Genomic DNA, 12,187 nt, shown 5'->3' on the forward strand with positions numbered 1-12,187 from the left:
TTCTTGGCGGTCCCGTACCTGCACACAACGGCACCCGGAACGCCGCAGGCCCGTCTCCATCAATGCGAAAGGCAGGGCTCGGGCTACCCAGCGGCCGCGATACGACTGGAGAAAGACTGAATGGCAGAGTCTTCGTGGTCCCTTACGTCAAACAGGGTATCCAGTCGAGTGATCCGCAGCAGGTCAATTACCTTTGGGCTCGGGTTCACCAGCTTAAGTTCACCGCCCTGCCTCTGCACCGCGGTTAACGCACCGGTTAGCTCGCCGACTCCGGAGCTGTCTATGTAGCTTACGTCCTTGAGGTTGAGCAGGATCTTCCGTTCGCCATTCTTGACCAGCTCACGAATGACTTGGCCGATTACCGTGCCACTTGCAGACCAAAGCGCGTCGGTCAGACTGATGCGCCCTTTTAGATCGAGGATAGTAACATCCCCGGTGCGACGAATTTTGTGTTCCAGCATTGTGGTCCTCCCTGAAGTGTTGCCCTCGGAATGCCGTGAGATCATGCGTCCCTCGGTGGAGGCGCTCGGTTGGTTCAGTGAATCAGCGACTCGACAGTCTGCTCTATGAGGCGCGTACAGGGCCTTAATCAAGTTAGGTTGCTACGTTCGTGTTGCCCTGCGGCAGCGGCTCGACAAACCGACGCTCCTCGTTCAAAAAATGTGGGCGTGGTCTTCGCCCCTAATCTCTATTTTCTTGATGCGCACTCCCGTGGGTTCTTCGGCGAAATAGATTGCGGTCGCAGAAGCCTTCTTCGTCAGTTGCTCCGTACCACATTTTGCTTCCCCCATACCGGTCAGCGGAGCCTGTTCGAACCACTCCGCAGCGTGCACCTCATACTTTTTGGATTCCTCGACGAAGTGAATGTAATGTTTGCCATCGACGACTTCCGAGTGGACTAAATACACGCCGGCAGCCAGCGTGGCATCTCCCACCGTGGCCTGGCGGTCAAGAACGATCTCGCCTTGGTCGTTCGCTCTTATGCACTGCAGCTGCTCGGCAGCAATGGCGCCGAGCGCGACAAAAGCCATGACGATTAGAATGGGCCAAGGTTTCCTCATGACCACCTCCTTACGCAAAGGAGAACCAAGATTTCGGCTCGGCTCGCGTGCGCTCTGGTCACCTAGGTGAATTATCGGCTTGCTAACGGAGATGGATGAGGAGTTGCATGAAATATTTTGCGCTCGTTCCCGCGTTGGGAAGCTGAAGTGATCCGCCTTCCCCTAAGCTTCCTGCAGCGCTAAGCAGCGCCAGGTCCCGAGCCGATCCGGAATTATTGTTGTGAACAGCCCTTATCGTAAGTTACGCGCTCCAGGAGGAGGTGTGCACACGGGAGGGCGCGCGTGCCACACACTTATTTCGCCGGGCTCAGGTCGTTGCCTCCGCCCTTCAGCGCCTGCTGCATCATCTCGACCACGTCCTTCTTCATTTTGGCCAGCGAAGTCACCTGGATGTACACCATGTGGCCGGCGGGATACTGCGCGGTCGAGATGTTCTTGCGCATGGAGGCGTCCAGCCCCATGTGGCTGAGGGTGTATTCGATGCCGAGGATGGGCGTGGCGGTGTCGTACCAGCCTTCCGCCACCAGCACGCGCATGTAAGGATTCTTCACGAAGGCGCGGCGCAGGGCTTCGGCGGTTTCGGGAAATCCTCCGCGGGCTCCCGTCCCCATGTCCCACTGCGCGCCGATGCCGCCGCCCAGAATGTAATAAATCAGGTCGGTCTGGTAGCCGAGTTCGGAGCGGATGTACTCGTTCAGAACGGTGGTAAACGGCGGGCGGATGGCGGCTTCGCTGGGATCGTAGCCATAGGGGCCCATCTCGGGCGACGCCGGTCCCAGGAAACGGCTGTCGAGACGCCCGACCTGGAGCTTGCGGTCGCGCAATAATTCGCGGCTGAACGTGGTCTGATCAATGCGCAGGTCGTGCTCGTCAAGAATGGTGTTACTCAACCCGGTGTAGCGCGACAGCCGCTCGATGACAGCTTGGCGCTCGTCAGGCGTCAGGCGGTCGCCTTTCTGCAACGCTTCCGTATAGCCGGTGTTCGCCCACTGCATTACTTCGGCCAGCAGCTTTGCCGGATCCATTTGCTGTACATCCGGCGGCAGCCGCTTGTGGTATTGCGCGGTCATGGCGTAGGTGGGAAGGTAGGCGATATAGGGCAGATCGTTGCCGCGCGCGAAGCTCAGGGTTTCGAAGTGCAACACCGAGGAAATGAGCGTGATGCCATTCAGCGGAATGCCGCGATCGATCAGGTAACCGGACAAGCCCGCGGCGCGCGTGGTGCCATAACTTTCGCCGGCGAGGAATAGCGGAGAAGTCCAGCGCTTCGAGCGTGTCAGGTACATGCGAATGAATTCGCCCACCGACGCGATGTCGCCCTGCAAGCCCCAGAATTTCTTGCCCAGTTCCGGGGTGAGCGCGCGGCTATAGCCGGTGCCGACCGGGTCAATGAAAACCAGGTCGGTGGCGTCGAGCCAGGTGTACTGGTTGTCCTCGATCTGGTAGGGCGGCGCCGGCATGCCGCCTTCGGGCAGCATCTTGACGCGTTTCGGCCCGATGGCGCCCATGTGCAGCCACACCGACGACGATCCCGGCCCGCCATTGAAGGCAAAGGTGAGCGGACGTCCCGCCGGCGGATTGTCCAGGGTGTACGCCACGTAGAACATGTGCGCTTCCACCTTGTTGGTTTGCTCGTTCTTGATCGGCATCATGCCCACGGTCGCGGTGTAATGCAGCGGCTTGCCGCCGACCGTCATCTGGTGATGTGTGACCACCGGCTTTTCTTCCGGCGCTTCCTTCTCGGCCACGGGAGGCTTGGGGGCTTCGTCACCTTTGGCTTCGGCGGGATGTTCGGCAGGCATGGCGCCGCGGCGCTCCGCCCCTCGTTCCTGCGCTACCACTGCCAAGGAAACGATTGAAAGCAATACCAGAACGGCAAACTTGCGCATCTCAGCTCCTTACGGGTATCACGGTGAACCGGCATTGTACGACACCGCTCTGTAATCTCGTCTTCCCCAGGTTGGCTGGGAATCCATTTTGCTCACGTTCGCGCCGTCCATCAGTCCAAGGAACCAGGAATGGCTGTGCTGCGTAACTACCACCGAGAGCGCAGCCTGACCACAATCCGGAGTTTCCTTGAACCTGCGTGAAATAGCCCGCCAGACGTTCAGCTCGATGCGCGCGCACAAGATGCGCAGCTTCCTGACGATGTTCGGGATCATCTGGGGCATCACTTCGGTGGTGCTGCTGGTCGGGTTGGGGCGCGGCTTCAACCGCGACCAGAAGCGCCGCATGCGCAGCATCGGCGTGGACCTGGCGATCATCTGGGGCGGGCGCACCAGCACGGAAGCGGGAGGCTACGCCGGCGGGCGTCCCATCCGGCTCAACGTGGAAGACGCACGCGCCATCCAGCGCGAGTGTTATCTCATCAAGACTGTCAGCCCGGAACTGATCCGGCCCGTCCCCGAGGTGAGCGCTTTCAACGCCGCCAACCGCCCCATCCGCGGCGTGTGGCCCCAGTATCAGAGCTTCCGCTCGCTGACGGCAAGCGAAGGCCGCCTGATGGTTGCCGAAGACGAGACCGAGGCCCGGCGCGTGGTCGTGCTCGGCGTCGAAGCGCGCCAGCAGTTATTCCGCGGCCAGCCCGCGGTTGGCGCCACGCTGGTGATCGCCGGCTATCCCTACCAGGTCATCGGCGTCCTGGAAAAGAAGAAGCAGAACGGCAGTTACGGTTCCGGGCCCGACAATACGCAGCTCTTTGTTCCGTACTCCTCCATGGCGCGCGATTTCCCGCCGCCTGAGCGTCCCTGGATCAGCCGGGGCTACATCAGCAATCTGGTGGTCGAGGTTGCCGATCCCGGGCAGCACGAAGAAGCCATCGCCCAGGTGTACCGCACGCTGGGACGCCTTCACCATTTCGATCCGCAAGACAGGTACGCGCTGTTTGTCTGGGACACCATGCACGGCGCCAAGCTCACAGAGCGGATCTTCGACGTGATGACGCTGTTCTTCGGTGCGGTTGCCCTGATGACGCTGTCGCTGGGCGGCATCGGGGTGATGAACATCATGCTGGTGTCGGTGACCGAGCGCACCCGCGAAATCGGCGTGCGCAAGGCACTGGGCGCTACGGCGGGCGACATTCAAAGGCAGTTCTTCGCCGAATCCGCCACCCTCACCATCTTGAGCGGCGCTATCGGCCTGGTGCTCGGACTTGGAATCTGCGTCATCCTGCAAAGGATCACGCTGCCCGAGTTCATTCCTCCGCCCGACATCGTTCCCGGAGCGTTGCTCGCATCCATAGCGACGCTATCGCTGATCACCATCACCGCCGGCATGTATCCCGCGCGCCGGGCCGCGGCGTTGTCCCCGATCGAGTGTTTGCGCTACGAGTAAATCCGCATGGGGCTGAAGGAAATCATCGTCGAAAGCTGGGAGTCGCTGGCGCGCCACCGTCTGCGCAGCGTTCTCACCATGCTGGGAATCACCTGGGGCCTGGTCACGGTGGTGCTGCTGCTCGGCTACGGCCAGGGCGTGGGCGAGAGCGTGCTCAACGCGTTCCTCGGCATCGGCAACAACGTCATCATGCTTTGGGGAGGCCAGACCAGCATGCAGGCCGGCGGCGAGCGCGCCGGCCGCCGCATTCGCTACAAGTACGAAGACATCGAGGCGATTCGCGAAGAAGTGCCGCTCATCAAAGGAGTCAGCGCCGAAGACGATACCAACCTGCCGTTCAAGTACGGCAACAAGGTCATCTCCATCTCCAGCAAGGCCGTCCAGTTTCCCTACGGCGCCATGCGGCGCCTCGAAGTGGAAGACGGCCGGTATTTCGAGGAAGGCGACTGCCTCGAGCACCGCCGGGTGGTGATTTTCGGCCAGCGCGCCGCCAAGAAAATTTTCTACGGTCTCAATCCGGTGGGCCAAAGCGTCACCATCCGCGGCCAGGATTTTCGGATCATCGGCTTGCTGCGGATGAAAATTCAGGACTCATCCAATAACGGCCCCGACAATGAGAACGTCTTCATTCCGTTCGAGACCTATCGCGACATCATGGACGTCCGCGATCCCGGCATGATCGTCTTCGCTCCCCTCACGCCCGAGCTGCACCGCAAGGCGCTGCAGGCGGTCCGCGGCGTGCTGGCGCGCCGTCATCACTTCGATCCCAAGGACGACAAGGCTACGCCGGAATGGGACACGGTCGAAGACGCGGAAGAAATCCAGCAGTTCTCGATTGCGCTGCAGGTCATCCTCGGGCTGATTGGCGCGCTCACGTTGGGGGTCGGCGGCGTTGGCGTGATGAATATCATGCTGGTTTCGGTCACCGAACGCACCCGCGAGATCGGCCTGCGCAAAGCGGTGGGCGCCCGTAAGCTCGACATCCTCGGACAGTTCCTCGTCGAAGCCCTGGTCCTGACCTTTATCGGGGGCGCGCTGGGCATGATCATCGCCACCGCGATCGCTCACGCCGTGCCGCCCATGCCGCTCTACGCTGAGGACTTCCACATGGCCAACCACGAAGGCGACATCTTCCTGCGCACCTCGCCGGTTGTGCTCAGCGTTTCGTTCCTGATCTTGGCCGCGGTGGGCGTAATTTCCGGCTTCTGGCCGGCGCTGAAGGCCGCGCAAATGGAGCCGGTCGAAGCGCTGCGCTACGAATGAGGGTTTCTATCGCGATTCAAAGATCGCGTATTGGATCGTTCCCGCAATCTTCCGCAATCCCGAAATCTCCGCCACCGCACGCTCGGAAATCGGATTCTGATACGCCAGATATACCTTTCTCGGCGCTTCCCTCACCGACCGCTCCACCCCGGCGATCACCTCCCGCAGAATATCTTCCGGGAAGGGATCAAAGATGAACACCACCAGCGGCTCCGGCGGAAGCTGAAACCGGCGCGCGTCGCCGCAGTGCAATTCGAAACTGCGGCACTGTTGCCGCTGGCTGGAATACTTGCGGACGTTCTCCTCGGCAATGGCGTGCAATTCCGGCAGCAGCTCGACGCCAATGATTCTGCGAAACGGATAGTCGGAAGCCATCAGCAGCGCGCGTCCTTTGCCCGAGCCCAGATCAAGCAACGCATAGTCGCGGAAATCGATGGGAAGCTGGGCCATGATTTCGTGGAAGGTCAGCGGGTCGCTAGGCTGGTAGCCCCTGCCGGCAAGCACTTCGCGCATGCGCGTGGACAGCCGCAGGTTCGACCACGTTGTATCCACGCGATAGTCCCAGTCGAAATCAATGTCGCCGAAGCGCAGACGGCGGCGCCACGGCAGATGGTCGCACGCAATCTCGAATGCACCCTTCACCAGTTCCGCCGAGGTGCGCAGCACGCCGCGCCGCGTGAACCACTCGCGCAACCAGGCGCGATACGGGAAGTCTGGGTGTTCGTTCACCGGCCCCATTCTAATCAGATAAACTGATCGCGGATGCCCGGCGATTTCACTCACCTGCGCGGCCGCCATTACATTGACCTGGTCACCTTCCGCAAGACCGGTGTGGGGGTGCATACGCCGGTGTGGTTCGCCGAGACCGATGGCCGCCTGTACATCTTCACCCGTCCCGACGCCGGCAAGATGAAACGGATTCGGAACAATCCACGCGTGGAGGTTGCGCCCTCCACCCTCCGCGGCCGGCCGCTTGGCCCGCACGTTCGCGCCACCGCGCGCATCGCCTCTGACCAGGCCGCCGCCCGCCGGGCGATCCGCCGCAAGTACTGGCTGGCCCGCATTCCCTGGCTGTGGAGCAAGGACAACGTGTACGTGGAACTACGGCCCGCTTGAGGGGTGGTGACCATAGAAGGCACTCCTTACTAAAGTAATCTTCTGCCATTACCTCCATGTAGATAAAGTTACCTGTGAAGGTCACCACAGCTGCGCTGCAACTATGGGGGCGTCGGTAATCCATGATTGCTAGTTGCCACGTTTCGATTCCGGGACGGCGGGCTACACACCGGGGGAGAGCTCAGGCGCCGAGGTGTGGCGGCTTCACGCTCATCGAGCTCCTCGTCGCGGTTGCCATGATCTGTGTAATTGCCGGCATCTGCATTCCGATGGCCCGCAACATGATTCGGAGTTACCGGCTCACCGCTGCCGCCTCCGCGGTCTCCGGCGCTATCCAAGGCACTCGCTACCAGGCCATCATGGTGGGTTGTCCATATACCGTTACCTTTACCCAGACCTCGACCACCTACCAGATCGCCACCGAGCCGGTGTCCGGCTCGCCTCCAGCCTGCGCGACCAGCTTTTCCAATCTCGGCAGCGCGATTCCGTGGGGGACCGCCGGCGATGTGACCATGAGCCCGTCGACCACCTTGCAGTTCAGTCCGAGCGGCATGGTAACGCCAACAACAGGATCGCTCTCCTTCACCCTTTCGAATGGTCTTTCGACCAAGACGGTCAACGTTTCAGGAGTCGGAAATGTCCAGGTTGCCAGCCCGTAAGAGAGGTGCGGAGGCCGGGTTCACCCTCATTGAGGTGATGGCTGCCGTATTCATCTTGACCGTGGGCGTCGTCTCGGTGGCGGCCCTGGCGGGAGGAATGCTGGCTTCCGGACAACAGTCCAAGTACATGACCTTGGCCGCTAGCCTTGCCTCGGAAAAGCTGGAAGACCTCAACCGGTGGAATGACGAGGCCCCGCAGATTTGTGTTCCGAGCGGAAATGCCTCAGTCGGTAGCCTGACTGCGGACGTATTACAGACGACCACGTGTCCAACCGGCGCTTCGGCCAGCGTCAGTTACTACGACGACGTCAGCATCACCCTGGTCAGCGGCACCGACTGCCCCGGTGCCACCGCGGGCTGCTTTGCCGACACGGTCTCCAGCCAGAGTGGCGGCACCACGCAGTACACGACGACGTATCACTCGCCCGACGGCACCATCCCCGGCCCCAGCGGCGCCCCGATTACTTCCACCACGGCGCCTTCCAGCGTCAGTTTTCATCGACGCTGGATTATCGAAGCGAACTCCCCTGCCAACGGCGTGCGGCGCGTCACGGTTCAGGTGCACGTGGTAGCTCCCACGGTCAAACCGATGGCCAATTTTCGCATGAGCATGGTGCGGCCATGAAAATGGAGACCTACTCTACGACGACCACCGGCAGCCAGCGGCGCGGGACCGCTGCACGTGGCTTCTCGGTGCTTGAACTTCTCGTCTCCCTGGCTATCTTCATGCTGATCGGAGGCGCTGCCTTCAGCCTCTTCAGCAAGCAGCAGTCCTCCGCCACGCTTCTGCAAAACCAGGTGGGGCTGCAAAACCAGGTGGGGCTCAACCTGGCCCTTCGCAATGCTGCCAACCAGTTGCAGCTCGACATCGCGAATGCCGGCTCCGGCTATTTCCAGGGCGTGAACATCCCCACCTGGCCGGTTGGCGTCACGATTGTGAACAACGTCCCTCCGACCGGTACTTCCTGCTACAACTCCACCACCGCCAGGTACGGCGTCAATTGTTTCGATCAGCTCAACGTCATCACGGCGGCCGATCCCACGACTTATCCCCCCATCAATGCCACCGACAGCACGGGGGGGAACGGCCTGGGAAACTGCAGCAATACCAATACCGGCATCGCCTATGGGCGGGCTGCCAGCGGATTGACCCTGTCCCAGACGGCCGCCAAATTCAAGCGCAACGATCAAATCCTGTTGCTGAACAGCACAGGAAGCAAGCTTACGTCGGTCGTGCTGACGGCGGATGCGGTCGTGGCGGGATCGGCGGTCAAATTCACCTTCAATCCTACGCTGGATCAGACCGTCAGCGGAGTCGACTACAAGGGCTACAACACCTTGGCCCACGATCCGCTCGATATCACAGCCTGCGACGGCGTCACGCCATGTTCGGCGGCTGCTCAGAACCCCGCGGCGCCGCAGCTCCCCGGCAAACTGGGAGAACAGTTTTGCGGCGGGGATTGGATGCTCAAGCTCAATCCGATCACTTTCCAGGTCGATACCACGACGGATCCCAAGAACCCCAAACTGATCCGCACGCAGAACGGCACCACATCCACGGTCATGGAACAGGTGATTGGCTTCAAGGTCGGTGCGGCGATCTGGAACCAAACTGCGGCGACACCCACGGACACCACCCAATACAACTATCGAGCTTCGACTTACACGAACCTGAATTCCGGGGATATGGCGTACAACTTTTCGCTTGTCCGTGCGGTACGGATTTCATTAATTGGGCGGACCGCGCCCAACCAAAATGCAACCTATACGTTCAGGAATTCATTCGACGGGGGAAGCTACCAGGTTCAGGGCATCGCCATCGTAGTCAATCCGCGCAACATGAGCATGAACGATTGAAGGTTGTATGAAACGCACATTAGGATCACTCAACGCGCGAAGGAGGACGGGCAGGCTGACGTATCGCGTGTTGACCGCCGACACCGAAAGCGGCATGGCGCTGCTGACCACCATGCTGCTCTTGATTCTCATGAGTATCCTGGCGCTGGCAATGGTGTTGACCGTCAATGCCGACATGGTGATCAACGGATATTACGGGAACACCCGCAGCTCGTTTTATGCGGCCGACTCCGGCATTAACATTGCGCGGGCGGAACTGACGAACCAGCTCGTATTGGCCGTCAACATGACTCCCTGCACCGGTTGGGGGACCACTGCCGGCACCGGGTGCACTTCGCCCCCCCTGGCCACCGCCTCGCCCACCAACGCGTTGAGTTACGTCACCACGACCTATGGCAGCTTCACTTCGTTGAATTCCGGAGAGGCGGCCAACTCCTGGCCCGCAAGTTTCGCCATCGCCAACGTCACCGGTTGCGCCAACAGCTTCGCACTTGCTGCCGGATATCCGACGACAACCCAGAACGCGCAGGGACAGAACAACTCCTATACGTACCGGTACAACTACACCCTTTGCTCCAGCGGCCGAGCGCAGGCATTGCAGCAGGTGTACACGAAAGAGACCGGCAGCATCGTCCTGACCATCCAGGCGCAGACTACGACTACACAGCAAGTGACGGTGAGCTTTGCCGCCTTCGGCGCCTTTATCAATAACTATCCACCCTGCCTCGGTGCCTTGGTTCCCGGCACGATGACCGGCCCCATGTTCACTAACGGCGCATGGCAGTTCGCGACCGGAGGCTCGTATATCTTCACTGACCCGGTCGGCCAAGCCAATACCAAGGCCGACTACTTCATTAACGGACATTGCTATCAGTCGCCGACCTCCAGCTACACCGCGAACGGTCAGACCATCAAGCCCACCTTCCAGGGAGGCCTAAACCTGAATCAACCTTCGGTGGCGCTCCCGCCCAACGATTTCAGTCAGAAATGGGCGGTGTTGGACGGCAAAGGCTGTGGCGAAGGCGGTACGACTTGTGGCTCCGGCCCGCCACCGGCTCCCACCAACGCGAACTTGAACGCTAATCTCAAGGACCGCTGGGGCAATTCCTATCCGATCGGTGGTGCGTCCAGTGGTGTCTACCTGCCGTATTGCACGGGAGGCCCCGGCTGTACCAATCCGTACACCATCAACGGCGGTGGCATCTACGTCGCCGGTAACGCATCGGTCCAGATGAACGTCGGGACGGATGGCTCGAGTCATCCGACGCAGATCTACACGATTACGCAAGGCAGCACGACTACCACCGTCACCACCAATATTCAGGCCAATACCACGACGGTCACCTCAGGCTCGGGAACCACCACCTTGACCGGCGTTCCGCAGAACCTGACCGGCGTGTCTCCTTCACCCGCCACGGTGCTGTACGTGGATGGGGACATCACCGGTCTGAAAGGGCCCGGCCAGGGCCAGCCCGCAATCCAGGACTATTCCCAAATCACCATTGCGGCCGACGGTAACATCAGCATCACAGGGGACCTGGTCTACGCGCACGAACCGGTCACCATGAACACCAGCGACACGCTCATTTCCGGCAACGATTACAACCAGGTGCTGGGGATTTTCACGTCGACCGGCAACATCAACCTGAGTAGCCCCTATTCCAATCATAATCTCCAGGTGGACGGGAGCCTGGCCGCCATCGGCCAGAGTTGCTCGTCGAGTTCCTGCGGCTTCACCGTGAGCGGCTCCATCAACACGTTCAACAACGTTGGCGGCCAGATCCAAAGCAACATCTTCTCCGCCAGCATGGCGACGCAAAACACCTATTTCGACCGCCGGTTCACTTCCCGGGCAGGTTTTGCGCCTCCATGGTTCCCTTCGACGACTCTCCCCCAAATGGACATTATCAATGCCGCCGCGCCGCTGGTTTCCCCGGCGCAGCCACAACGGCTGTCCTGGGTGACCTGGCCGCAATAGGGTGGACTTTTTGCAGGAATACTTCATTCACGAGCAATGGGGAGCCGGGCTGCGCCGGGTCGAAATCCATCTCGCCCCGTGCCGCAAGTGCAAGGCGTTGGATAAAACCGATCCGCCTTCTGCTCAGGAAGTCTGGCACGGGCCCTTTGATGACTTGGCCTCAGCTCGTGTCGCTGCCTCCGGTTTGCCCGCGAACGCCTTGCTCTCCGAGTGCCGCTGCGTCTACCGCGCCCTGGAGGGCAATGCGCTCGACCGTGTTCTCCTGGCAGACTTGTCGCTCCGCAGGTCGAAAGCCGGCCAGGCTCCCGATGATGGCGGCGTATTAATCGAATACCCGCCGGCCCGAATCAGCAGACGACGCAAGCCGCAACGCAAAAGGCCCCGCCATGCGGCCGGCTCGGCGAAGCGCTCGAAAGGTTCACCTTCCTCGGCAGACTCGCGGCGAAAGCGCAAGGCGCTAATCCTGGCGTGTTTGTCGGTCGCATTGCTTATGGTCGTGGGGGGTGCATTGTCCCTGTTGCCCTCGCTATCCGTCGAGGAGTTGCCTGATTCCTCCCGGACCTATGCAGCGTCCTTTGTTTTTTCCAACGGAAGCCCGTTCGCGATCACGCATGTCGTGGCCGACTGCAATCTCGAGTTCGCGCCTGCCGGTGTCCATATTGAGGACGCTCACGTCAATGTTGCGGATCGTCTCGAGTTCAAACGCCATGCGCCGATCTCCTGCCTGAGTGGTTCCGTGCCGCAATCGGGCGGCATGAAATCCGAGGTCACTGTCAGCTACAAGATCCTGGGGATTCGCCGGGTGCAGCAGAAATTTCTCTTTACCGCTGGGCGCAGTACCACCGGTATCCAGCGTTGGATGTATCTCCGGTAACCTGCGGGCGCGACATTCCACGTGAACAGCTCACGGTCAGGCGCTC

At 60.8% G+C, this 12,187-nt stretch carries 12 protein-coding genes; 8 read left to right on the top strand and 4 right to left on the bottom strand.

The features are described 5' to 3' along the window. Positions 1–83: 83 nt before the first annotated feature. From LAN70_16120 to LAN70_16130, 3 genes are all read right to left on the bottom strand, one after another. Positions 84–461, bottom strand: a complete 378-nt coding sequence (locus tag LAN70_16120) for an STAS domain-containing protein (protein MBZ5512675.1) — start codon at positions 459–461, stop codon at positions 84–86. 192 nt (positions 462–653) lie between these two features. Next, on the bottom strand, positions 654–1,061 hold the full coding sequence (locus LAN70_16125) for a hypothetical protein (protein MBZ5512676.1): 408 nt from the start codon (positions 1,059–1,061) through the stop codon (positions 654–656). A gap of 293 nt (positions 1,062–1,354) precedes the next feature. Beyond that, positions 1,355–2,950: a peptidase S10 gene (locus tag LAN70_16130; GenBank protein MBZ5512677.1), complete on the bottom strand. Its 1,596-nt coding sequence runs from the start codon at positions 2,948–2,950 to the stop codon at positions 1,355–1,357. Between the two features lie 187 nt (positions 2,951–3,137). Here LAN70_16130 and LAN70_16135 point away from each other — a divergent pair, with 187 nt between their 5' ends. Both LAN70_16135 and LAN70_16140 read left to right on the top strand, forming a co-directional pair. Beyond that, on the top strand, positions 3,138–4,394 hold the full coding sequence (locus tag LAN70_16135) for an ABC transporter permease (GenBank protein MBZ5512678.1): 1,257 nt from the start codon (positions 3,138–3,140) through the stop codon (positions 4,392–4,394). A 6-nt stretch (positions 4,395–4,400) separates the two neighbouring features. Beyond that, entirely contained in the window at positions 4,401–5,657 is a 1,257-nt protein-coding gene (locus LAN70_16140; protein ID MBZ5512679.1) for an ABC transporter permease, read from the top strand. A 6-nt stretch (positions 5,658–5,663) separates the two neighbouring features. On the opposite strand, the gene LAN70_16145 is transcribed toward LAN70_16140, so the two are convergent. Further along, on the bottom strand, positions 5,664–6,386 hold the full coding sequence (locus tag LAN70_16145; GenBank protein MBZ5512680.1) for a class I SAM-dependent methyltransferase: 723 nt from the start codon (positions 6,384–6,386) through the stop codon (positions 5,664–5,666). 33 nt (positions 6,387–6,419) lie between these two features. Here LAN70_16145 and LAN70_16150 point away from each other — a divergent pair, with 33 nt between their 5' ends. The 6 genes from LAN70_16150 to LAN70_16175 all read left to right on the top strand — a co-directional run bounded on the left by LAN70_16150 (position 6,420) and on the right by LAN70_16175 (position 12,141). Then, positions 6,420–6,773, top strand: a complete 354-nt coding sequence (locus LAN70_16150) for a PPOX class F420-dependent oxidoreductase (GenBank protein ID MBZ5512681.1) — start codon at positions 6,420–6,422, stop codon at positions 6,771–6,773. Positions 6,774–6,895: 122 nt separating this feature from the next. Next, a complete protein-coding gene (locus LAN70_16155) occupies positions 6,896–7,432 on the top strand; it encodes a GspH/FimT family pseudopilin (protein MBZ5512682.1) in 537 nt (178 codons plus the stop codon). After that, a complete protein-coding gene (locus LAN70_16160; GenBank protein ID MBZ5512683.1) occupies positions 7,410–8,057 on the top strand; it encodes a prepilin-type N-terminal cleavage/methylation domain-containing protein in 648 nt (215 codons plus the stop codon). The genes LAN70_16155 and LAN70_16160 overlap by 23 nt, the downstream gene beginning before the upstream one ends. Next, positions 8,054–9,289, top strand: a complete 1,236-nt coding sequence (locus tag LAN70_16165) for a hypothetical protein (protein MBZ5512684.1) — start codon at positions 8,054–8,056, stop codon at positions 9,287–9,289. Before LAN70_16160 ends, LAN70_16165 begins: the two co-directional genes overlap by 4 nt. Before the next feature lie 7 nt (positions 9,290–9,296). Beyond that, on the top strand, positions 9,297–11,267 hold the full coding sequence (locus tag LAN70_16170; protein ID MBZ5512685.1) for a hypothetical protein: 1,971 nt from the start codon (positions 9,297–9,299) through the stop codon (positions 11,265–11,267). 10 nt (positions 11,268–11,277) lie between these two features. Next, a complete protein-coding gene (locus tag LAN70_16175; GenBank protein MBZ5512686.1) occupies positions 11,278–12,141 on the top strand; it encodes a hypothetical protein in 864 nt (287 codons plus the stop codon). Positions 12,142–12,187 lie beyond the last annotated feature (46 nt).

It is taken from the genome of Terriglobia bacterium, from assembly GCA_020072845.1.
GTDB lineage: Bacteria > Acidobacteriota > Terriglobia > Terriglobales > Acidobacteriaceae > JAIQGF01.

What these genes read in the sequence shown, in the direction of transcription:
- LAN70_16170 (MBZ5512685.1), top strand. Translation starts at nt 9,297, where the DNA reads ATGAAACGCACATTAGGATCACTCAACGCGCGAAGGAGGACGGGCAGG.
- LAN70_16165 (MBZ5512684.1), top strand. Translation starts at nt 8,054, where the DNA reads ATGAAAATGGAGACCTACTCTACGACGACCACCGGCAGCCAGCGGCGC.
- LAN70_16130 (MBZ5512677.1), bottom strand. Translation starts at nt 2,950, where the DNA reads ATGCGCAAGTTTGCCGTTCTGGTATTGCTTTCAATCGTTTCCTTGGCA.
- LAN70_16125 (MBZ5512676.1), bottom strand. Translation starts at nt 1,061, where the DNA reads ATGAGGAAACCTTGGCCCATTCTAATCGTCATGGCTTTTGTCGCGCTC.
- LAN70_16140 (MBZ5512679.1), top strand. Translation starts at nt 4,401, where the DNA reads ATGGGGCTGAAGGAAATCATCGTCGAAAGCTGGGAGTCGCTGGCGCGC.
- LAN70_16150 (MBZ5512681.1), top strand. Translation starts at nt 6,420, where the DNA reads ATGCCCGGCGATTTCACTCACCTGCGCGGCCGCCATTACATTGACCTG.
- LAN70_16160 (MBZ5512683.1), top strand. Translation starts at nt 7,410, where the DNA reads ATGTCCAGGTTGCCAGCCCGTAAGAGAGGTGCGGAGGCCGGGTTCACC.
- LAN70_16120 (MBZ5512675.1), bottom strand. Translation starts at nt 461, where the DNA reads ATGCTGGAACACAAAATTCGTCGCACCGGGGATGTTACTATCCTCGAT.
- LAN70_16155 (MBZ5512682.1), top strand. Translation starts at nt 6,896, where the DNA reads ATGATTGCTAGTTGCCACGTTTCGATTCCGGGACGGCGGGCTACACAC.